Here is a 24,166-nt window from a genome sequence, read left to right as displayed (position 1 = left end):
CTAAAGCTATGGGTAATATGGGAATAAATAAATTTAGTCAATTAGAATAAAGGAATATATGGAGGTAAGCATGAAAATAGTAGTAGCAGGAACAGGATACGTAGGTTTAGTTACAGGAGCATGTCTTTCCGAAATTGGACATAATGTAACTTGCGTTGATATAGATAAAAATAAAGTTGAAATGATGAAGCAAGGAATTTCACCAATATATGAACCAGGGTTAGATGAACTTTTAAAAAGAAATCATGATGAAGGTAGATTAGATTTTACAATAGATTATAAAAATGCTTATAAAGATGCGGATTTGATATTCATAGGGGTTGGAACTCCAGAAAGAGAAGATGGATCAGCAAACTTAGATTATGTATTTAATGTATGTAGACAAATTGCTGGCAATGCTGAAAGAGATTGTTTGGTAGTAGTTAAATCAACAGTACCAATAGGAACCAATGATAGGATTGAAGAGTTTTTAAAGGAAAATGTTAAAAATAATATTCAAATAGAAGTAGCTTCAAATCCAGAATTTCTAGCACAAGGTACTGCAGTTGTTGATACTTTATATGCCAAGAGAATTGTAATAGGAGTTGAATCTAAAAATGCGGAAGAACTCTTAAAAGAGGTTTATGAAGGTTATAATCAGCCGATTGTTGTTACTAATAGAAGAAGTGCAGAAATGGTTAAATATGCATCAAACGACTTTTTAGCTCTTAAGATATCATTTATGAATGAAATAGCAAACTTCTGCGAAATGGTTGGAGCAGATATTGAAGATGTTGCTAAAGGAATGAGTTTTGATCCAAGAATAGGTGATAAATTCTTAAATGCTGGAATCGGATATGGTGGATCATGTTTCCCTAAGGATACAAAAGCACTTCATTGGCTTGCAAATGATAATGGATATGAATTAAAAACAATAAAAGCAACAATTGAAGTTAATGAAAATCAAAAATATAAGTTATTTAGACAAGCTAAGAGTAAATTTGGAAGTTTAAGAGGATTAAAAGTGGCTGTACTTGGATTAACATTTAAGCCTGGAACAGACGATTTAAGAGAAGCTCCATCTATACCAAATGTAAGAAGGTTATTAGACGAAGGTGCTGAAATAATTGCATATGATCCAGTTGGAGTTGAGAATTTCAAAAAAGTATATCCGAGTGAAATAAAATATGTAAGTACTCCAGAAGAAACTTTAAAGGATGCAGATATGGCATTTATATTTACAGAATGGAATGAAATTAAATCTTTAGATCTAAGTGTATATGAAGAGCTTATGTATACTCCGATTATATTTGATGGTAGAAATTGTTATAAGGTTAAAGAGGTCAAAGGAAGACAAATAGATTATTATTCAATTGGAAGAAAAGCTGTATTAAATCTAGAGGAAAAAGCTTTAAGCAAAGTAAAAACAGCGATGGTAATATAGCAAGGGCAGTAAGTGAAATTTTTAGAGTGGGTATGGTAATTCAATCTGAACACATAATTTCAAGAATGCTAACTATGCGATGGTGAATGTTTAAATGGTTAAGGAGGAGAATATTATGAAGGTATGTTTTATAACATCAAGTGGTGGTCACTTAACTCATTTAATTCAATTAAAAGAGTGGTGGAAAGATAAGGAGAGATTTTGGGTAACCTTTGAAAAGGAAGATTCTAAATCAATACTTAAAGATGAAAAAAAATATTGGTGCTATTTTCCTACAAATAGAAATGTAAAAAACTTGATTAAAAATACATTCTTGTCAATAAAGATATTACTTAAAGAGAAACCAGATTTGATTGTCAGCACTGGTGCAGCACCTGCAATTCCATTTTTTTATATTGGAAAACTATTTGGCGCAAAAGTTGTTTATATTGAAGTATATGACAGGATAGAAAAACCGACTATAACGGGGAAGGTAGTTTATCCTATAAGTGATTTATTTATATTACAATGGGAAGAACAAAAGAAGTTTTATCCAAGAGGACAAGTATTGGAGGGATTATTTTGATATTTGTAACAGTAGGGACACATGAACAAGGCATGGAAAGATTATTTATTCAATTGGATAAATTAATTGAAAGTGGAGATATTAAAGAAGAAGTATTTGCTCAAATTGGGTATTGTAATTATGAGCCTAAAAATTATGAATGCAAGAACATGATTGGATACAATGAAATGGATGAATATGTGAGAAAAAGTGATATAATCATAACTCATGGGGGACCAGGAAGTATATTTCACCCTCTCCAATATAATAAGGTTCCAATTGTAGTGCCAAGAAATCCAGAGTTTGATGAACATGTTGATGATCATCAAATACTTTTCACTAAGAGATTAGATAAAAATTCAAAGATTATCGGAGTATATGATATAGAAGATTTAGGTAGCGTAATAAGTAATTATAAAGAATTATCGGCAAAATGTAATACATATAGTTCTAATAAAAATGACTTCATTAGAAAGTTTGATAATGTAATCAGCCGGATAATGTAGAAGAATAGAAAGAAACAAAGTTGTTAAACTTTAAGTAGATATTTTTACTAAATATAGTTAGTAACTTTCATAATAAATTTATATGTGTGTATAAGTATTAGAAATTAAATATATTTTTGTGGGACCAGAAATTTGAAATTAGCGGTCGAAGATCTTATTGTAAGGTTGTTCTATTTGTTGTTTGTCTTAAGTTTTCTTTAGGACATGCGAAAATGGGCACATCCTTACAGTTAGATCTTCAAGTCATATTTCCATAGTTTACTGTAATGAAAATCCATTATATTTCGATAAGTCTGCATTTATAGCAAAGGAGATTAATGATGAATATATTATATCTTAACAGAGGTATGGGGCTTGGCGGAGTTGAGAAATGTATTATTCAGTTATGTAAATTGTTCAATAATAGTAATAATAAGATTATAGTTGTAAGTATGGGTGGTGAATTAACTAAGGATTTAGAAAAAATGGGAGTTAAACACTACAATATTTTAAATACAGATTCCAAGAATCCAGACATTATATTAAATAACTTAATGGCTATATATAAGATAGTGAAAAAAGAAAATATAGATATAATTCATAGTCATCATAGAATGACAACATTATTAGCTAAGTTAATATCAAAAATTACTAAGGTTAAAGTAATACATACTCAACATTTATGTATAGAAGATAAGTTTAAGCTAACAAATGTATCTTTAAAAGGTATTAAAACAATAACAGTAAGTGAAGCGGCTAAAAGGATTTTAATTGAAAAGGCTGGTTTGGAAGAAAAGAATATAAAAACTATATATAATACTATAGAAACTGAATATGATAGTAAAGAAGTTGATGATAAGTTTTTAGAATTAAAGAAAAAAGGATATTTTATAGCAGCTCAAGTAAGCCGAATAGTAGATTACAAAGGAGTCTATGATTTTATTTCTATCGCAAAAAGTACTGCATTGGAAAATGAAAAAATAAAGTTTGTATTAATAGGTGATGGACCAGAGCTAAGTAATATTAAAGAACTTATAAAGAAAGAGAAACTAGAAGATTATATTTATCCGTTAGGAGCGAAGGATAATATTATGGAGTATCTAAAATATATAGATTTATTATTACTATGTTCGTATATAGAAGGTTTGCCTCTAACGCCGTTAGAAGCATTTTCACAAGGCGTTCCAGTTGTGGCTACCAATATAGATGGGACGAATGAAGAAATAGAAAATGGATATAATGGATATTTAGTAGAAGCTAAAGACATTGAAGGATTTAAGGAAAAAATAATTCAATTATATAAAGACAAAGAAGAATATTCTTATATGAAGTACAATTGCTTTGAAATTTTCAATACTAAATTTAATAAAGAAATATATTTTAAATTACATTTTAAAGAATATAAAGAAACTTTAAGTCAGGTGAAATAAACGATGATTGGAAAAGGCATTAAGTATCTAAGATCATTAATAAGAATTATTGCATTAAAAATAAGATATAGTAGTAGAATTGAGTTTAAAATTAAGAATTTAAAGTCACTTTATATAGGAAAAGGTGTAAAAATAAGAATAAGTAAAGGAAATGTATTATCTCTTGGAGATAATGTTTATATCGAAGATTATTGTAGCTTCGAATGTATAAATGGAAGTATTTATGTTGGAGAGAATACATTTTTTAATACTAATAATAAAGTAGTATCTTTAGAAAAAATAAGTATAGGATCAGATTGTCTATTTGGACCTAATATAGGGATTTTTGATCATGATCATCGTTATGATATTAGCGATAAGCCAATAATATCTCAAGGATATAATACTAAAGAAATAAATATAGGTAATAATATTTGGATTGGGTGTAATTCTACTATTACACGTGGAGTAAATATATGCGACAAAGTGGTTGTTGCTGCCAATTCAGTTGTAACTAAAAACATTGTTAATAAAGGGGTTTACGGTGGAGTTCCCGCTAAGCTTATTAAAGAACTGTAATCATAATAAAACTCTTGTCTATTAGATGATATATATCATATCTTTAATCTGTTATTTTCTTTTATTTATCCAAGATGAATATATAATTTCAAATTTTGGGTAATCTATATATAGAATTTTAATTCAGAAGGGAGTAACAGATGCTTTTCGTTTTGAATATATTATTTGATATTTTTATCTTTCAAAATTGTCTAATTGCGTATATTCCACAATTGGGGTATATTGATGAGCTATTCACATTTATGCTGATAATTCTATCAGTTTTTTGTATATTTAATAGAAAAAATAAAATAAGTATGTATTCTAGTGAAGTCAAAGCTATGATTTCATTTTTTGTTTTGTTTCTCATAGGGGTAGCAGGGAATGTTCTGCACCATATTCAACCAGAGAGTATTGCTATATATAAGGATATTTTAGCTATAAGTAAATTTGTGATTTGTTATGTATTAACATTAATTGTATCAAATAATATAGATAAAAACTTGTTATTAGAAAAGGTGGCACAAAGATCGAGAATTTACTTAAATATAATATTTACGTTTTTAATTATAAACATAATCTATGATATAGGAATGTCATCAGATATAAGGTATGGGATAAGAAGTTATAAATTTCTGTATCAGCATCCAACATATTTAGTTTCAGCAATTGTAATATTGTTATGTGTGATATTAAGTGATAATAGAAAAAAGTTTGATAATTTTATTATCTTTGAATCAATAGCTATATTATTTTTTACACTAAGAAACAAAGCGTTTGTATTTATATTAGGATATTTTTTTGTGAAATTAGTAATGAAATATGCTAAATCTATAAAAATAAGGTATATATTAATACTTGCTGTTATAGGCACTTTCTCAGCATATAACAAAATAATGGAATATGCATCATATTATCTCACAGCGGCTCGGCCAGCATTATTTATTGTAGGCTATAAACTAGCCTGTAAATATATACCTTTTGGAAGCGGTTTTGGAACCTTTGCATCAGAAATATCAGGAGATTATTATTCACCTATATATTATGAATATGGAATAAATTTAGTTAGTGGATTAGAGGAAACGGCTCATTCGTATATTGGTGATACTTTTTGGCCTTATGTGTATGGCCAATTTGGATTTTTGGGTTTAATTATATTTTTATGGATTATATTGAATATATTTAAATCAATACAGAAAAGATATCAATATAATAGGGAAACTCAATCAGCAGCATTTTTACTATTACTATATATTTTAATAGCATCTACAGCTGAAGCTATATTTACTGATGTAACAGGTTGTTTTACTTTTGTTGTTATTGCCACTTATTTAGGAAACAATATTATAGATAGTAATTCGCAAGGATTTACTGCTGCTAGTATGGAATAAGATAAAAGTTAATTATCTATTTGTAAGTGAAACTTAACTTTATGGAAAGAAGTTATTCATGAATTTTAGAAAGAGAAATTTCATATATGCGAGTGGCTACTACAGTGCCGGATATCAGATAAAGGAAGGTTATTATGGAAAATAAAACGTTAAGAGTTCTTCAAGTTGTAGATTCATTGGGAGCTGGAGGAATTCAAGCCTTTATATTAAATATAAATAGAAATATGCATTTAGATAAAATTAAATTTGATTATATAGTATATAAGAATAAAGAAGAAACTGAATTTTATGATGAAAGTGTTGAAAAAATGGGCGGTAAGATAATATGTCTAGAAAAAAATACTGGTATCAAAAGGTTGAAATCTTTTATTGATTTATATAGATTGCAAAAAGATAAAAAATATTCAGTTGTACATATACATGGAGATCGTGCAAAAAGCTTTTTTGAAGCAGTTGTTTTTAAAATATGTAAAACACCTACAATCATTATGCATTCACATAATGATAGAATAAGTATAGATAAGAGATTTTATCATTTGCATTTAGGAGTACAGAATATCATAAGAAGTCTTTGGAAGTATATAGTTAATTATGAATTTGCATGCTCAACTAATGCGGCGCAATGGATGTTTTCTAAGGAAGATGTAAGAGATGAAAAAGCGAAGGTTATAAATAATGGTATCGATGAAAAAAAGTTTATTTATAATGAAAAGGTAAGAGAAGAATATAGAAGAAAATTAAATTTGCAAGACAAATTTGTTTTAACTCATGTAGGGCGCTTTAGCTATCAAAAAAACCATAATTTTTTAATTGATATTTTTAATTCTGTGAATAAGCAATATAGTAATTCGGTGCTATTGTTAATTGGAGAGGGAGAATTAAAAGAAAGAATTGAAGATAAGGTTAGATTACTAAATTTAGAGGATAAAGTAATATTTTATGGGCTTTGTGATGAAATTCATAACATTCTACAAGCGTCGGATATATTTGTTTTTCCATCTCATTATGAGGGGCTTCCAGTGGTTGGAATAGAAGTTCAAGCCGCAGCATTGATGGCTGTAGCCTCTGATACTATAAGTAATGAAATAAAGATAACTCATTATTGGAAATCTGTTTCCTTAGATAATCCGCCAGAGGAATGGGCAAAGGTAATTTTGAAATATAAAGATGGATATAGCAGAAAGGATACCTCAGGAGATATTATAAAGTCGGGTTTTAGTGCTAGAGAGATATCAAGAAGTTTGGAAAACTTATATATTAATGCTGATAATAATCAAAAAAGTGGTAATAAATAATCTAGTATAGAATATCTTAGTGCTTCAAGGAGAACAAATATATGATAAGTATTATTATTCCAGTTTATAATGTTGAAGAGTATATTAAAGAATGTTTAGACAGCCTTTTAATGCAGACGTATAAAGATTTGCAAATATTAATTGTTGATGATGGTTCAACTGATAAAACTATGGATATAGTTAAAGATTATGAAGATAAATTTGAAGATTTCACTATATTGTATCAAAAAAATCAAGGAGTATCTATTGCTAGAAATACAGCATTTGAGTATATAAAAGGTGAATACACTATATATATTGATCCAGATGATTTTCTAGAATTAGATATGCTTGAAACTATGTATAATAAGGCAGAAAAAGTTAATGTAGATATAGTAGTAAGTGAATATTATGTATATTATGATGAAAAAGATAGCAGAAACTATATTCAGAAATATAGAGTAGATCCAAGAAAAATATATAACAATTATGAGGTTATGAACCTTATGCTAAATTATGAATTACAAGGTCAATTATGGAATAAATTTTTTAGAACTGAATTATTAAAACAAATTAAGTTTAAATTTGAACCTCATAGATATATTCAAGATGCATTTCCAGTTTTTAAAGCAATACATTCAAGCAAGGGAATAGCTTTTATAGATAAACCATTATATTACTATAGACAAAGAGCAACATCAACAGTCCACAAGAAAAATGCTAAGCTTGCAGAAGATTATTATTTTGCTATGAGCAGCATTATAAAGTATATAGAAGATAAAAATATAAAAGTAGATAAGAAAAGTTTAAACATTTTTAGAATCAAAGTATTATCACATTTTATAGCTCATTATACTAATGCACACGAGGAGAATAATTTAAAAAGTTTTAAGGAAAGTAAATATAATGAATTAAGCGTGAAAAGTAAAGATTTTTTATTTTTAAATGAGATATCTAAAGACGACAAATTAAAATTATTTTTATGGAATTGTGGTTTATATCCAGTATTGAAAAAAATAAAAAATAGATGATAGATTTAAGGTAGAGAAGCTTTGCTAAGAAAGTTTAGTATGTACTCAGGCACAATCAAAAAAATAATAGACCAGTATGTTTGGTCTATCATTTTCTTTCATGTGTCTTATAAGGAGAAACTATGAAAATATGTTTTATAACTACTACAATTTTTAATTTGGGAGGAGTCCAAAGAGTAGTATCTGTTTTAGCTAGTGAATTAAGCAAAAATAATAAAGTAGATGTGATTTGTACAGATAGGACTTTTAAAGTTAATAGGGAAATGTATAATTTAAATTCTAATGTAAGCATAAAGTTTAATTCAGAGCTGCTACATAAGAGATTTACTAACAAAGTTATCTGTAAGATTTCAAAAGAAGTGAATTATCTAACCGGAATTCTAAATAATTCTGTTATGGGTGACTTATTATTTTATGGATATTGCCCTAATGAGATTCAAGATAAATTTATAAAGTATCTAAATGCAAGAAATTATGATGTTATCATAGGCATAGAAGGTTATTATAGTATAGTTCTTGGAAAAATAAGTGATAAGTTAAATGGTAAAACTATAGGGTGGATGCATAATTCTTATGATGCGTATTTAAACAATAAAGGCAAATATTATTGGAAGCAAGATGAGTTGTTTAGAAAATACATACCAAAATTAAATTGCAATGTAGTTTTAACTTATGATGACAAGATTAGATATAAAGAAAAGCTAGGAATAGATTGCAAGGTGATTTATAATCCTTTAAGTTTTGAATGCAATAAAAAATCTTCTTGTGATAAAAGAAGTATAATTTTTGTTGGAAGATTGCTAGAACAGCAAAAGGGCTTAGATTTTCTTATTGAAATTTTTAATATAATTCACAAAAAGAAAAGTGATTGGATTTTAAAAATAGTTGGAGAAGGCCCTGATAGAGAAAGTCTGATGGGTCATATTGAAAAGTATAATCTAAAGAACAATGTGATATTGCTTGGTCAATGTGATAATGTTAAAGATCATTATTTGGAATCTTCAATTTTTGTTTCAACTTCAAGATGGGAAGGTTTTGGATTAGCTATCACAGAAGCAATGGAATGTGGATTGCCAGTAGTGGCTTTTGATAATTCTGGTCCTAAAGAAATAATAAGTGAACCTAACATAAATGGAGTTTTAGTAGAAGATTATAATATTAACAAATTCGCTGATGAGATTATATCCTTAATAGAAAATGATGATAAAAGAGCAAGAATGTCATTGGAATCGGTAAAAAGAGCTCAAGATTTTAAGATAGATAATATTATTAAACAATGGATTAAAATTATAGAAAGATAATAGGTGTAGTGTGTAGGCATTTATAACCGGAGGAATGATGAGAGAGTATTCAAATTTAAAAAGTGGAATAATGATTACGTTCATATCTAAATATAGCAATATTTTTGCACAATTAATTATAAATTCAGTGTTAGCTAGGTTATTGATGCCAGCAGATTTTGGTATAATTGCGGTAATAACTGTATTTATATCATTTTTTAATATGCTTGGTGATATGGGCATAGGACCAGCCATAATACAAAATAAATCTTTAGATGAAAAAGAAGTTTCAGATATATTTAAGTTTTCGATAATTGGATCTATAGTTATAGCAATTGGTTTTTATTTTTTCTCTTATTTTATAGCTTATTTTTATAATGATAATATATATATAAGACTAGGAGGATTATTATCTTTTTCTGTGTTATTTTCTATATGTAATATAGTACCGAATGCTGTATTATATAAAGCTCAAAAATTTAAACAAGTGGGAATAATAAATATAATTGTAAATGTAATAGTTGGAATTTTTACAATATCTCTTGCCTTTAAAGGATTCTCTTATTATTCATTAGTTTTTGATTCTATATTAAAAAGTTTATTTATTTTTGTATTGTGTTTTATGGCATGTAAATTAAAAATAAGTAAAGGTTATTCATATGGTTCTATAAAAAAGATAAAGAATTACTCAAGCTTTCAATTCCTATTTAATTTTATAAACTATTTTACGAGGAATTTAGATAACATATTAATTGGTAAGTTCTTAGGCGCATCAACTTTAGGGTATTATGATAAATCATATAAGCTTATGCTTTATCCAGTACAAAATTTAACAAACGTAATAACGCCTGTATTGCATCCAGTATTATCTGAATATCAGAATCAAAAGGATATAATTTATGAAACATATATAAAAGTTATAAAAGTTCTTGCTTATTTAGGAATTTTTATAAGCGTATATTGCTTCTTTTCTGCAAATGAAATAATACGCATAATGTATGGCCCTAACTGGGATGCATCAATACCAGTTTTCAGAATATTATCAATAACAATTGTGATACAAATGGTATTATCAAGTATTGGATCAATATTTCAAGCCACTGGATACGTTAATAAATTATTTTCTACAGGAGTAGTATCAGCAGTATTCACTGTAAGTGCAATAGTTACAGGAATAGTGAATAAAAGTTTAACTATATTATCATTAGGATTAGTTATAGCATTTATATTAAACTTTATCCAATGTTTTTATGTACTTATAACTCATGTATTTGAAAGAAGCTTTATTTCTTTTTTATTGCAATTAAAGAACATTCTTATTATTGGTGTATTAATGGTTGGAGGATATATATTAATCAGCAAAATAGTAATAAACAATATGTTATTAAGTGCAATATTCAAATTTATTATTGGAATTATAACTTATTCTATAGGATTATACATAACAAAGGAACATAAACTATTGAAAAAAATAATTTTAAGAAAATAGAATTGAAATCATTGTTTTATTGGAAATAATACAATTGAATTAATGATAAAATCAACAAGGAGTATACGAAAAATGGCTTTATTAGAGTTGAGAAATATTAATAAGTATTATAGATTAAAAGATAATGATAAATTTCATGTATTAAATAATGTTAATTTATCATTTAATACTGGAGAACTAGTTTCGATTATAGGGGAATCAGGAAGTGGTAAGTCTACTCTAATGAATTTAATTGGTGGATTGGATTCTGATTTCTTAGGTGGATTATTTGTAAATGGAAGAGATATTAAAAAGTTAAGAAGAAAAGAACTTGATAAATATAGAAAAAATGAAGTGGGATTTATTTTTCAAAGTTTTAATTTAATCGGTCATCTATCTGTATTGGATAATGTTACAATTGCAATGACGCTATCTAATGTTAGAAAAAAGGAACGATTGAAACGTGCAAGAGAAATATTAGCAGATTTAGGTTTAGAAGATCATATAAGTAAGAAACCAAGCCAATTGTCAGGTGGTCAGAAGCAAAGAGTTGCAATAGCTAGAGCTTTAATTAATAATCCTGAAATAATTATTGCTGATGAACCTACAGGCAGTCTAGACTCAAAAACTACAATTCAAGTTTTAGAAATAATGAAGGATATTGCTAGAAAAGGGAAACTAGTAATTATGGTTACTCATTCTGAAAGAGTAGCATCCGCTTCAAGCAGAATAATTAAGATATCAGATGGAGAGATCATTGATGATAACAAGGTGAAAGAATTAAATAATGAAATTACTACAGAAAAACAAGATAATATTAGAAAGCAAAAACAAAATTTGAGTATAACATCATCTGTGAAATTAGCACTTGTTAATATGAAAGAAAAACTTCCTCGTAATATACTTGTTTCTTTAGGTGGAAGTATAGGAATAATGAGCATAATTTTAATGTTGTCTTTAGGTAATGGGGTGAAATCTTATTTTAATAAGACTATGAACAATTATGTAAACCCATTAGTAATAGAAGTTAATATGCCTAGTGAAGAAGATGAGAATATAAATTTAGATGTCACAACAGTTCAGAAACCGGATGTTAATTCTACTAAACCATTTGAAGAAAGTGATATTGATACATTATCAAAAATAGAAAATGTATCTTCTGTAGAAAGAGGTTATAATATAATTTCTCTTGGAGCAAATTCGTTAGTATATAATAATAAAACTAATAATTTGATGAATGTTTCAACAATATCTTCAAATATAACGGCTTATAATGTTGAAACTGGAACATTACCAAAAGCCGGAGAAATATTAATTAATAAAGCCTTAAGCAATAATTTGGGTAAAGATATTATCGGTCAAAAGGTAAATTTGCGAATACTTGCTAACCAAAAGATTTTAAATAGAGATTTTACTATAAGTGGCGTTTATACTACAACAAGTGGAGATTTAACTGCAAACATGAAATCTGCTTTTTTAAATTATTCGGATTTAGAAAAGTTATACTCAGATAATGGCTATAAATTGAAGCCTAATGTAGTTTATGTTAACACAACAAATAGCAAATATACTCCTCAAATCAAACAAAGGGTTAATGAACTTGGTTATTCACAATCATCTCAGGAACAAATGGCATCTATGTTTAATCAAATGATAGATATATTGACATATGTACTATCTGGAATTGCAGCAATATCTTTAATTGTGTCAGCAATCATGATAATAGTTGTTATGTATATAAGTGTTGTAGAAAGAACAAAAGAAATAGGGATAATAAAAGCAATTGGAGCCAGAGCAAAAGACATACGCAGAATTTTTGTTTCTGAGGCTTTTTTAATAGGATTTTTTAGTGGTGCACTAGGATTAATAGGCGCATATCTTATTATGAGAGGGATAAATCTTATGTCGAATAAGCTATTTGGAGTGAGTGTAGTTTTAATAAAAAGAGAATACGCAATACTTGGAGTGGTTGTAAGTATTGTAATAAGTACTCTAGCAGGTTTGTTACCAGCAAATAAAGCTGCAAGGTTGGATCCGGTAGAATCACTAAGGAGAGAATAAAGATAATTAAAGAGAAAATAATAGCCTCGAAGCTACCAATAGTATTTATTAATAAGAAGGTAGTTTGATTATTTATTTTCTGATGGGCGATGAGTGAAATAGAATTACAGTATTTATAGTTTGGGTAAGTTATAACATAAGTCTAAGTTATATATTGTTTATATGTACATACAATTAAATAAAATAAAGAATATAGGTTATGCGCTTAGTATGGGGTAGGTGCATAACCTATATTTTTTACTAGTATGCTTAAAAGATAGTCTTCTCTATTTTAAACAAGATGTCTTTATCAAACGAGTGCTGTATTTAGAAAGTAGAAATGTGATTTTAGTAATAAAAGTATTTTTATTAGATATGTTGAAGAATGTTTTATCCAAGGCCTTAATGAATTTATATTTATGGACGGCTATAAGTATAGGAGATCATAAATTAGAAAGTGATATGTCGAATTTTGTATTTTATTATGTGCAAGTGGAATTAATGAATTTATATTACTCTAGTTCCATGAGTTTTCAGGTTATAATTTAAAATAATTCAGGAATTGTTAAGGAAATTCAATTATAATAAAGATACGGGTAAAGTTTTTAGCATCATAAGGGAAAGCTTTAAAGTCACGCTTTTGTAGCTTGTTTTCATATATAATGATTATGTTAATTATAAATTACTACCAAGTAACTTATATATGAAGACAATTAATTGGAGATTTGCATAAGTATAACTCAAATATTGGTATATTATTAAAGAAATTATGCAGAATGTTAGTCCTTAATTTTACAATTAAGTATATTATTTAACATGAAAAGAATAAATTTCAGCAAATACTAATATTTTATTAAAGAATATCGACAAAAACCTCCAAATAAATACAAAAAGACGTAGACAAGCATAAATAAAGTTGCTATAATAATATTCGTAAACCAAAATAATATTTTTTAACCAAGATATTATTATTAAACTAATAAATTATTAATAAACCAAAAAATGAAACTCTAGGAGGAATATACAAATGATAAAAAGAATGACTAAAGCAACATCGTTACTAGTAGCTGCAGCTGCTATTATTTCAATAGTACCTGCAAGTGCAGCAACTGCTACTACTAACTTAGAAACAAAAGAAGGAACTATTGAAAGAGCTATAGCTTTTGATGGTGGAAAATATCTTTATGAAGGTTATAGAACAGATGATGATCAAAATGGTCTTTATTACAATGATGGAGATAAGGACAAGTTAGTAGAAGACATAAATATCGATAGCATGGATAAATATGGCGATAAGTATGCTAATGTAAAAGATGGAAATGATGAATATTTAGTTGACTTATCAACAGGTAAAGAAGTAGATGATACTGCATCAGATAATACAGATTATATCAAAACTAAGTTAAAAACAACTTTAAGCAAAACTGATAGATATTCTAGCATAACTGCATTTGGAGATAATGACATTAAAGAAATCAATTCAAATCAATTCGGAGAAACTTGGTATACATATGAAGCAACTACAAGTGGATCAGCTAAATTACATGGTTATGTAAATAATTCTGGGAAATATCTAGATACAGATGTAACAGCAAATATCTACGTTAACAATGGAACAAAAACAATAAAGGTTGAAAAGTTTGGTGAAGCAGATTCAGGAAATAATGTTGTTGTAAATATAGATCAGTCTAAGACTAAAGAAATAGGTCAAGATAAAGATTATATCTATAGATTAATAACAGTTAATATTACAGGAACTGGAAGCAATGCTAGTGCAACTTATATCCAAAAGATATCTAAAGCACAAGGAGAGCAAGAAAGTGAAGCATACATTCCAAAAGAAGTAACATCATATGAAGTTACTTCTGCTTATAAATCAGATGATGCTGATAATGCAGACGCAGCTATAATAAATGCTGCTGACACATCATTCAGAGTAGTAAACGGAGTTGTTTATGCTATTAAAAACGATGGCGAAAAGGTTACTATAAATACTATTAAATTAAAGAAAGATAAAGTTACATTAGATACTCCAATTATTGCAGCTAATAAAGACACTAAATTTGATGTTTACTTAGCAGAAAAAGATATTAAGGAAGACCAAGATATCGCTTCAAAGGCAGCTGTATCAGAAGATGTTGATGGAAATGTTTGGGCATTAAATAACGGAAAAATCTATAAATTTGATGGAACAGACTTCCAAGTTGTTTATACTGTTGATAGATCATTTGATACTTTAGAAGTATACAACTCAAACAACTTAGTTGCTTGGAAAGATGGAGAAGATGGATATGCTACAGTTAGCAAAACTACTACAACTCCAGGTGATCCAACTCCAGTTACAAATAAAGGATGGGTTAATACAGCTTCAGGTTGGACATTCTACAACACTGATGGAACTCAAGTAAAGGGACAATGGGTTCAAGATGGCGGAGTTTGGTACTACATCAAAGCTGATGGTGTAATGGCTACTGGTTGGACTAAAGATGGATCGACTTGGTACTACTTACAATCATCAGGAGCAATGAAAACAGGTTGGTTAAATGACAATGGAACTTGGTACTACTTAAATGGATCAGGAGCTATGGCTACTGGTTGGTTAAATGACAATGGAACTTGGTACTACTTAAATGGATCAGGAGCTATGTTAGCTAATACAACTGTTGATGGATACAAATTAGGTGCATCAGGAGCTTGGGTTAAGTAATAATTACAGCTACTAATACGTTAAACTAAAGATAAAAAACTTACATTTAAAGTATTATCTAAATATGGGAATGCAAGTAATGAAATTATAGATTTTAAGACTTTGTAGAGTCTATAAATAATTAAAGAAAGTTGCTTATAATTGATTTTTAAATCATTATAGGCTGCTTTTTTTATTTTCTAGAAAATTATATTGTTGGACAATTGCGAACATTGTGCTTCTTGTGGGTATAAATTATGAGAAAGGCTGATTTAGAAGGTTATCTTTTAAAAGAAAATATATTCGCTTACTATATTCCTATAATCTGCTTTCTAAAAGGCAAATGCATAAAAAGTCCATGGATTTACAATCGCCTACGATTTTGCTACTGTATAGGAGGAAATTATAGACTTTTCGAATGCTGAAGGTTTTAGTTTATAAAATTTTAGGCATGTCATTATATATTTGAGAATATTAGATTAGAAAAATAAAACTAGTGAAAGGCTTATTTGTCTTTTTATTATATAATATTGTTATTTTATTTAGAGAAAATTAATATAAAATTAAGATTTTTTGGAGTCTCCTTAAGTTTACAGTAGAGTCTAATAATGATAACATTATTGGTACAAGGGAAAATAGAATTTATAATAATGATATTTTTGGAAAAGGGGTTGTAGCCTAAAGTTGTACTTATTTTATCATAATTTTGATTTTACAAAATTGTTTTAGTACAAGTATTAGGCATAATGTAAGGTAGCAGAATGAGTAAGAAATTAAAAAAAATAATTACGGCATTGTTTATTATTAATACGTTTTTAGTTGCAAAACCAAATTGTTTAAACATAATGGATACAAAGGTTTACGCAGAGGAAAAACCTTCGCTAAAAAATATTTATTTAAGTGAAGGAAACGATATAGATTTTAAAGATGACATATATACTTATGTTGTAGATGTTGATAAGGATACAGAAGAGGCTTTTATAAAAGCAAAGCCGGATGATCCGGATGATAAAGTGAAAATAAATGGTCAAGTGGTAACTAAGGATGATAACTATAAAGAAAATATAAGCTTGGATCAAGGTAAAAATAAAATTGAAATAGAAGTATCTGATGATAAAACTAAAAGCAAATCTGTATATACGGTTTATGTATATAGAGGCGGAAAAGATGCTGTTTACTTGAAAGATATAAATATAAATGACAGTAGCATTGGATTTAACAAAGCTATTAACTCATATGATATAGAGTTGGATGATGGAACAGATATAGTAGAACTTCAAGCAATAACTGACGAAGGAAATTATACAATTACTGCTAACGGTAAGAAGCTAGATGATACCAATTCCATTAAAGCAAGATTTAATGGAATTGGCAAATACACAATAAATATAGGATTAAAAGATGAAGATACTCAAAGAGTAGGAGCCTATACATTGAATATTTATCTAGGTATTCCTGTTACTCCAAATGTGTCGGATTCAATTAATGCAGTTATTAAACCGAATCAATGGATAATAGTAAATGGAAGATGGAGATATAATGATTCTCTTGGAAATTCCTTGAAAGATACTTGGTTTTATGATGATAAATATAAAAGCTATTTCCATTTTAATAGTAGAGGGAATATGCAAACCGGCTGGATAGAAGAAGATGGGACATGGTACTATTTAAAGCCAAATGGAGAAATGTATACAGGATGGTTGGAGTATAAAGATAATTGGTATCTGTTGGATAATGATGGGGATATGAGAGTTGGATGGGTGCAAAGAGATGGTAAGTGGTATTACTTAAGAAAAGATGGCACAATGACAACTGGATGGATAGTTAGCAAAAATCATTGGTATTTTTTAAATTCTAGTGGCGCTATGGAAACCGGGTGGATATATTATGGAAAGCGATGGTACTACTTGGATTCTTCTGGATCCATGTGTACTGGATGGATTTACGATAATGGTCAGTGGTATTTCATGAATCCTGATGGAAGTATGAAATCTGGAGAATGGCTATATTGGAATAGTCGTTGGTACTACTTAAATTATGTGGGAAATATGAGATGTGGATGGCTTTATAAAGATGACAAGTACTACTATCTTAATGAAGATGGAACAATGAGGACTAGCACTCTGATAATTGATGGGTATATGTATAATTTCAATGAAGATGGTTCTGTTAACTTTGGATAAAATTATTTCTAATAGATTTATGAAAATAAAGAATTATTATAAAAAATACTAAGTATGCAATAAACTACAAAAAAACTTAAAAAGGAACCAATATTTCCAAGGAAATTTGTATAATATATTAGAAAAAAGTCAATAAGCATTTATGTTTAAAGGATTTGAAAAAGTAATCGATAATTTATATATTAAGATAAGAAATCTACATGGATTAAGTAAAAGTACTTAATATGTAGAAATTCCTAAAAAGGATTGAAATATATTATAACAAACATAAGATAGGGGGACATATAGTGAGCGCTAAAAAAATTAACTTTCGGAAAATTATTTCATACCTACTAATCTTTACTGTATTTTTTACATTTGCGCAAAGTGGAAACTTAAAAAAAGCTGTTGCAGCCGATACAACTCAAGTAAAAGGATTAGAGTTTCATATAGGAGGAGTAGATGGAGTTACGAAAAACATTGATGGAAATGATAATGACGGATATGTATGTGAATTTCTTCCTATAGGTGAGAGTTTTACTCTAACCGCTGATTCCGGATATAGTATTCAAGATACGCCGCAAAGTAGCTCAAACAAGATGGTGATTCAACGTAAACCAAATACTACTGGTGGATCAAATTATACTATCAGTTCAATAACTGATTATAGTGATTTTATACTTACAGTTATTATGAAAGATAGTACAGGAATCTCTAAGACATATAAGATAAAGGTGAGGTTTGAGTCTGATTCAACACTTGAGTTTGGAACTTTGAAAGTTACACTTGATAACCAAAGTACTCAAGAATTAAAATACACAGAAACAGATGCAAATGGTAATTACGCACTTACTGATGTAGATTCATCTATTAAGACTGCTAAAATTCAGTTAATTAGCACAAATAATACGCCAATGAACTTTTCAATCAATGGTGGGAGTAGTTCAACAACAGGAACTGTAAATTTAGTTGGAGGAGATAATGTTATAGGCATAACTGTAACAAATCAAAATGTATCTAAACAATATAAATTGATTATCAGTAAAAAGGGTGAAGCAAAATTAAAAACATTAGTTCCATCAGCTGGGACGTTATCACCAGTATTCAATTCTGATACTTATGATTACACATTAACGGTGCCAACAACTCAGACAAATATTTCATTTACTCCGACGACTGTTGATAATGCATCTAGTATTACAGTTAATGGTGTTACTGTAAAGAGTGGAAATAAGAGTCAAAATATAAGTTTGGACGAAGGAAAAAATGAGATTAATGTTGTTATTACTACTAAAAATGGGGATACAAATACATATACTATAAATGTAACTAGAACGGCACTATTTAGAAGTTCTAATCTTACAGCTTTAACGCTGACTTCAGGAACTCTTACTCCAGCATTTAATAAAGGCATATATGAGTATTCTGCAATAGTTAATAATAATATTACATCAGTAGGAATAACTCCGACAGCTGAAGATGCTAATGCAACTATTACTGTCAATGGGAAGAAGGTGCCAAGTGGAGCAACTTCTCCATATATAAGTTTAGACGAAGGTGGAAATGTAATAAATGTAAAAGTTACAGATGCTAAGGGAAATAGTAGTACTTATGTACTAAATGTTACAAGAAGATATTCTAAGGATAATGTTAATTTAGCTAGTCTTTCTGTAACCGATGGAACAATGTCACCAAAATTTGATCCGGAAAATTACCTATATAGTGTTAAAGTTGCAAGAAATATTGAAAAGGTAAGAGTATCATATTCTTCACAAAATGACAAAGCAAAGATTAAGATAAATGGTAAAGAGTATACTAATGGACAATCTGATTACATAAAACTTGATATAGGAGCAAACCTTGTAGTTGTTGAAGTAACTGCTGAAGATGGAAAAACAACGACTACTTATAAGTTAAGTGTAATTAGAGGAGATATAGAAGGAACTAACCAGTGGGTACTTGTTGGAGGAAATTGGACATTCTATAATGCAGCAGGTATGCAAATTAAAAATCAATGGGTTAAGTATGATAATCAATGGTATTTCCTAGACATAAATGGATATATGCAAACTGGATGGATACAGGATTCTGGTAATTGGTATTATTTAAATAAAGATGGTATCATGCAAACAGGTTGGTTTTATGATAAAGGATATTGGTATTATCTTGAAGCTAACGGAGCTATGCGAGTAAATACGTGGGCTACTTATGATGGTAAATGGTATTACTTTAACAATTTTGGAGAAATGCAAACAGACTGGGCTCAATATAAAGGTAAGTGGTTCCTTATGGATGCCCATGGGGTAATGCAAAAAGGTTGGGTGACTTATGATAGAAATAAGTACTACTTAAATGATGATGGCAGTATGAGGACAGGATGGTTATATAATGGAAAGTCGTGGTATTACCTAGGTGATAGTGGAATAATGATAACTGGGTGGAAGAATATTAACGGTAAAAATTATTATTTCGATGCAGGTGGTGTTATGAAGACCGGAATGCTGTTCCTTGATGGGCAATGGATAAATTTGAACAATGCATAATTAAAAATAGGAGTGATATCTTATAATGAGGTATCACTCCTATTTTTATATAAAGCATAAGTTAAAAGTATATAAATAGATAAGAATACCTAAATAGTGCTATAATTGTAGGGTTATGTTTACATTAGTTGAATGTAGGAAAAAATAATGATATTATAAAATTAGTAGGATAGTCAATCACGGTCAATAAATATGAATCTATTTATTGAAATATTTCATAAATAACTGCGATTAGGTTGAAACGTACATATAGGAGGAGACAAAATGAATAGAGAGAAAAAATATATATCGTTAAAGGTTAAACTTCAAGTTTCATATGTAATTATGTCTATTTTGGTGTTTATATCAGGAATAGTTAACTTTAAACAACTTAGTGATATAAAAAATGGAATTGCTAATGGAGATACGCTGGCAAGAGATATTACGACAACTGTGTCAGTATGTATAATAAGTATAATTGCTGCCATTTTTGCTGGATTTTATATGCATAAAAATATAATCTCAAGACTAAATAGCCTCCAGAAGTTTGCTATGAAATTGGCAAGCTATGATTTTTCAGAAGGTGTTGAAATAACTAAATATGATGAAATTGGAGCTACTGGAAGAGAACTAAATATTGCTCAAGAGAATGTTAAAAATCTTATTTCAGTTATTTTAAGTGAGTCTTGTAACATGAGTGGATTAAGTCGGGAATTATCTGCTAATGTAGAAGAAGTATCGGCCAAGCTTGATGAAGTTGATAATTCATCCAAAAACATTAATATTACAATGACTGAAACAAGTGCTACAGCAGAAGAAATTGCAGCCTCTATTGAAGAGGTTAATTCCAGCATGGAAAATCTAGCGAATAAAGCAGCTAATGGAAGTACAAATGCTGAAAAGATTAAAAGAAGAGCTGAGAAAGTAAAGGAAGATAGTAAAATTGCTATTAAAAACACAACACAGATAAGAGAACAGAAAGAGAAAGATATAATAAAGGCAATTGAAGATGCAAGAGTTGTTGAAGAAGTTAAAGTTATGGCTGGAGCTATAGCTGATATTGCGGAACAAACTAATCTTTTAGCATTAAATGCGGCTATAGAAGCAGCTAGAGCAGGAGAATCGGGAAAGGGGTTTGCGGTCGTTGCAGAAGAAATTAGAAAGCTTGCAGAGGAATCTTCCCAAACAGTTTTAACTATTCAAGATACAATATCTAAGATACAGGGTGCGGTTAAAAATCTTTCAGATAACAGTAATGATATACTTAACTTCATGTCAAGTGAAGTTGATAAGCAACTACAGGATTATGCCAAAATCGGAGAAAAGTATAGTAATGATGGTGATTTTGTAAGCTCAATGTCAGAGGAACTAGTATCAATGGCTCAAGAGGTTGAAGCTACAGTTGAGCAGATAAATGAAGCACTTCAAAGTACGGCTGCAGACGTTCAAAAATCTTCTGTAAGTAGTGAAAAAATACAGTCAGAGATAGAAACTAGTTCATCAGCTATAGCGCAAGTAGCAAATGCAGCAACGCAGCAAGCTCAAATAGCAATGCATTTAACTGAATTAGTACAAAAGTTTAAATTAAAATAAGAAGAGTAGATATTTAATGGCCATCAAATTTAGGGTGCATTTGCGTGCAAGCTATTTTGGTGGCTATTTATAAATAAGAATTAAAATACTAATATTGTATAATTTAAATATGTTTTCAATTGGATTAAATAAGTTAATTTATATATTTTTTATTAAATAGGGGTGGGGGAATTACTATGAGTATTAAATATAAGACGCTTTTAATAGGACTTTTAAGCATTTTATCAGTAATTGGAGTAACTATTTTAATATTTCATTTATCCTATTTTGGTTATATAAATAAAGAACAAGAGCAACGCATAAAAAGAGATTTTGATATTGTAGAGTATATATTGAAAAGCGAAGAGGAGAATATGGAGACGGTACTCATTGATTGGGGACAATGGGATGATACATATAATTTTATGAATGATAATAGAAAAGAATACATAGAATCAAATTTACAATCAGACACACTAAATAATTTAAATTTGAAGAGTATGATATTTCTAAACAGCAATAAGAACATAATTTATTCAAAAGAAAACGATGTAGAAGCAGAATTTAGTAAGGATATTATGAATAAGTTAACGATATCTAATAAGAACTTTGATAAAACAGGATCTGGAAAGACTGGCTTAACATCTTTGAGGGGCAAGGTATACATGGTTGGAATATTACCTATAACACCATCTGATAAGCATGCAGAGAGTAATGGATTCTTAATAATGGTTCGTGAAATTGATAAGAAGTTATTACAGTATACAGAAAAGGTATCTTCCGTAAGTTTTAATTTGTCAGAAGCATTTCAAGATAAATATAAGAGGGATAAAGATATATCTTACATTTACCTAGAGGATAGTATAATAAGTTACAATAAAAAGGATTTTGAAGCTGATAAAACAATTAAGGATATTAATGGAGAAGATTCTATTCAAGTTACAATAGTTGATGCCAATCATAGTGATGAACAGATAAATCATTTTTTAAGAAATTTTATTTTTCAGTTTTTATGCTTAATAGCTATAGTTATGGTTTTCTACACTCTAAGTTTTGACAGATATGTATTTAAGAGGATCACAAAATTAACTAAATTCATAGAAAAGGTTGGAAGAACAAAAGATATGACACTAACTATTGATATGAATGGAAAAGATGAAGTTTATAAGTTAGCTAATGAAGTTAATAAAATGCTTGAAAGAATTAATTCAGCAAACGGTGAAATATTATTTCTTAGTTATACAGACAAGCTGACACATTTAAAAAACAGGGCGTATATGGAAAAATTGTTTGAGTGTATAGATAATAGTAAAGATATCAGCTATCATATCATAATGGGAGATCTTAATGGATTAAAATTAACTAATGATGCTTTAGGACACTCAGAAGGAGATAAACTACTCCATCTTGTAGGTAAAATACTTAAAGAGAATTGTGCCAGTGACGATATAATATCTAGGTGGGGCGGGGATGAATTCGTTATTTTGGTTAAAAATAAAAATAGAGATTATATAACAAATTTGATTGATAGAATAAGAGAAAAATGTGAAAATGAAACAGAATTCCATTTCAAAATAAGTATTGCTTGGGGAAGTGCAGGATCCTATGAAGAAGAATCTGGTACTGAAGCTATAATGGGATTAGCAGAAAAAAGAATGTATAGAAATAAACTTATGGAGAATAAAAGTGCCAGGAGTGCCGCAATAAATTCGCTTTTGAGAACTTTGCATGAAAAACATAGTGAGACAGAAGAACATACTATAAGAATTAAAAATTTAAGTGTAAAATTAGGCAAGAGTATAGGATTACCAAAAGAAAAACTAGATGAATTGGAAATATTATCTTCCTTACATGATATAGGAAAAATCGGAATACCTGAGCATATACTTATGAAGCCGTCTAAATTAACGGATGAAGAGTGGAAGATTATGAAAACACATTGTGATATAGGTTATAGGATTGCATTGTCAACTCCAGAGTTGGCTCATATTGCAAGTAAAATATTAGCCCATCATGAAAGGTATGATGGTACGGGGTACCCTAATAAACTAAAAGGGGAAGAAATACCACTGCTTTCAAGAATAATAAATATAGTCGATTCCTATGATGTAATGTCTCATAAAAGAGTTTATAAAGATGCTTTTAGTAAAGATTATATCATTGAAGAGTTAAAAAGATGTTCGGGAACTCAATTTGATCCTCACCTTGTAAAAAGGTTCATAGATTTATTGGAACTGGAAGGAGATCTATGAAAGTGTTCATATCTATAGGTATTGTAAATTAATAATAAAAGATTATATATGTTGCAATTGAATTTCTAC

The 24,166-nt window shown here is 28.8% G+C and carries 16 protein-coding genes; all 16 read left to right on the top strand.

Features of this window, described 5'->3' with window-relative positions:
- Positions 1–70: 70 nt before the first annotated feature.
- The gene (locus T483_RS0100885; protein ID WP_035789920.1) at positions 71–1,423 is read left to right on the top strand and encodes a UDP-glucose dehydrogenase family protein; all 1,353 of its coding nucleotides are present in this window, start codon (positions 71–73) and stop codon (positions 1,421–1,423) included.
- A gap of 115 nt (positions 1,424–1,538) precedes the next feature.
- On the top strand, positions 1,539–1,988 hold the full coding sequence (gene pssD, locus T483_RS0100880) for a PssD/Cps14F family polysaccharide biosynthesis glycosyltransferase (RefSeq protein WP_026885110.1): 450 nt from the start codon (positions 1,539–1,541) through the stop codon (positions 1,986–1,988).
- Positions 1,985–2,473 carry a PssE/Cps14G family polysaccharide biosynthesis glycosyltransferase gene (pssE, locus tag T483_RS0100875; protein WP_026885109.1) on the top strand — a complete coding sequence of 163 codons (489 nt, stop codon included), beginning with the start codon at positions 1,985–1,987 and terminating at the stop codon, positions 2,471–2,473. The genes pssD and pssE overlap by 4 nt, the downstream gene beginning before the upstream one ends.
- Before the next feature lie 320 nt (positions 2,474–2,793).
- Entirely contained in the window at positions 2,794–3,882 is a 1,089-nt protein-coding gene (locus tag T483_RS0100870; RefSeq protein ID WP_026885108.1) for a glycosyltransferase, read from the top strand.
- Positions 3,883–3,885: 3 nt separating this feature from the next.
- On the top strand, positions 3,886–4,440 hold the full coding sequence (locus T483_RS0100865; protein WP_026885107.1) for an acyltransferase: 555 nt from the start codon (positions 3,886–3,888) through the stop codon (positions 4,438–4,440).
- 242 nt (positions 4,441–4,682) lie between these two features.
- The gene (locus T483_RS0100860; protein ID WP_242841781.1) at positions 4,683–5,810 is read left to right on the top strand and encodes a hypothetical protein; all 1,128 of its coding nucleotides are present in this window, start codon (positions 4,683–4,685) and stop codon (positions 5,808–5,810) included.
- A 134-nt stretch (positions 5,811–5,944) separates the two neighbouring features.
- Positions 5,945–7,105 (top strand): glycosyltransferase, encoded by a 1,161-nt coding sequence (locus tag T483_RS0100855; RefSeq protein WP_026885105.1) that lies wholly within the window; start codon positions 5,945–5,947, stop codon positions 7,103–7,105.
- A 41-nt stretch (positions 7,106–7,146) separates the two neighbouring features.
- The gene (locus T483_RS0100850) at positions 7,147–8,115 is read left to right on the top strand and encodes a glycosyltransferase family 2 protein (RefSeq protein WP_026885104.1); all 969 of its coding nucleotides are present in this window, start codon (positions 7,147–7,149) and stop codon (positions 8,113–8,115) included.
- Positions 8,116–8,237: 122 nt separating this feature from the next.
- Positions 8,238–9,416 carry a glycosyltransferase family 4 protein gene (locus T483_RS0100845; RefSeq protein ID WP_026885103.1) on the top strand — a complete coding sequence of 393 codons (1,179 nt, stop codon included), beginning with the start codon at positions 8,238–8,240 and terminating at the stop codon, positions 9,414–9,416.
- 37 nt (positions 9,417–9,453) lie between these two features.
- Entirely contained in the window at positions 9,454–10,884 is a 1,431-nt protein-coding gene (locus tag T483_RS0100840) for a lipopolysaccharide biosynthesis protein (protein ID WP_026885102.1), read from the top strand.
- Positions 10,885–10,956: 72 nt separating this feature from the next.
- On the top strand, positions 10,957–12,924 hold the full coding sequence (locus tag T483_RS0100835; protein WP_026885101.1) for an ABC transporter ATP-binding protein/permease: 1,968 nt from the start codon (positions 10,957–10,959) through the stop codon (positions 12,922–12,924).
- A gap of 1,006 nt (positions 12,925–13,930) precedes the next feature.
- Positions 13,931–15,610: an N-acetylmuramoyl-L-alanine amidase family protein gene (locus T483_RS0100830; protein ID WP_026885100.1), complete on the top strand. Its 1,680-nt coding sequence runs from the start codon at positions 13,931–13,933 to the stop codon at positions 15,608–15,610.
- A gap of 740 nt (positions 15,611–16,350) precedes the next feature.
- Positions 16,351–17,772, top strand: coding sequence for a cadherin-like beta sandwich domain-containing protein (locus T483_RS0100825; protein ID WP_026885099.1), 1,422 nt, complete (start codon positions 16,351–16,353; stop codon positions 17,770–17,772).
- Between the two features lie 287 nt (positions 17,773–18,059).
- Positions 18,060–20,294 (top strand): cadherin-like beta sandwich domain-containing protein, encoded by a 2,235-nt coding sequence (locus T483_RS0100820; RefSeq protein ID WP_026885098.1) that lies wholly within the window; start codon positions 18,060–18,062, stop codon positions 20,292–20,294.
- A gap of 264 nt (positions 20,295–20,558) precedes the next feature.
- Positions 20,559–21,866 (top strand): methyl-accepting chemotaxis protein, encoded by a 1,308-nt coding sequence (locus tag T483_RS0100815; RefSeq protein ID WP_026885097.1) that lies wholly within the window; start codon positions 20,559–20,561, stop codon positions 21,864–21,866.
- A gap of 176 nt (positions 21,867–22,042) precedes the next feature.
- On the top strand, positions 22,043–24,097 hold the full coding sequence (locus tag T483_RS0100810; RefSeq protein ID WP_026885096.1) for an HD domain-containing phosphohydrolase: 2,055 nt from the start codon (positions 22,043–22,045) through the stop codon (positions 24,095–24,097).
- The last annotated feature ends 69 nt before the right edge of the window (positions 24,098–24,166 follow it).

The sequence above is a fragment of the Clostridium beijerinckii HUN142 genome (assembly GCF_000621745.1).
Taxonomy (GTDB): domain Bacteria; phylum Bacillota; class Clostridia; order Clostridiales; family Clostridiaceae; genus Clostridium; species Clostridium beijerinckii_A.
The sequence above is the reverse complement of the archived record's forward strand: the minus strand, read 5'-3'. Positions and strand labels throughout refer to the sequence as shown.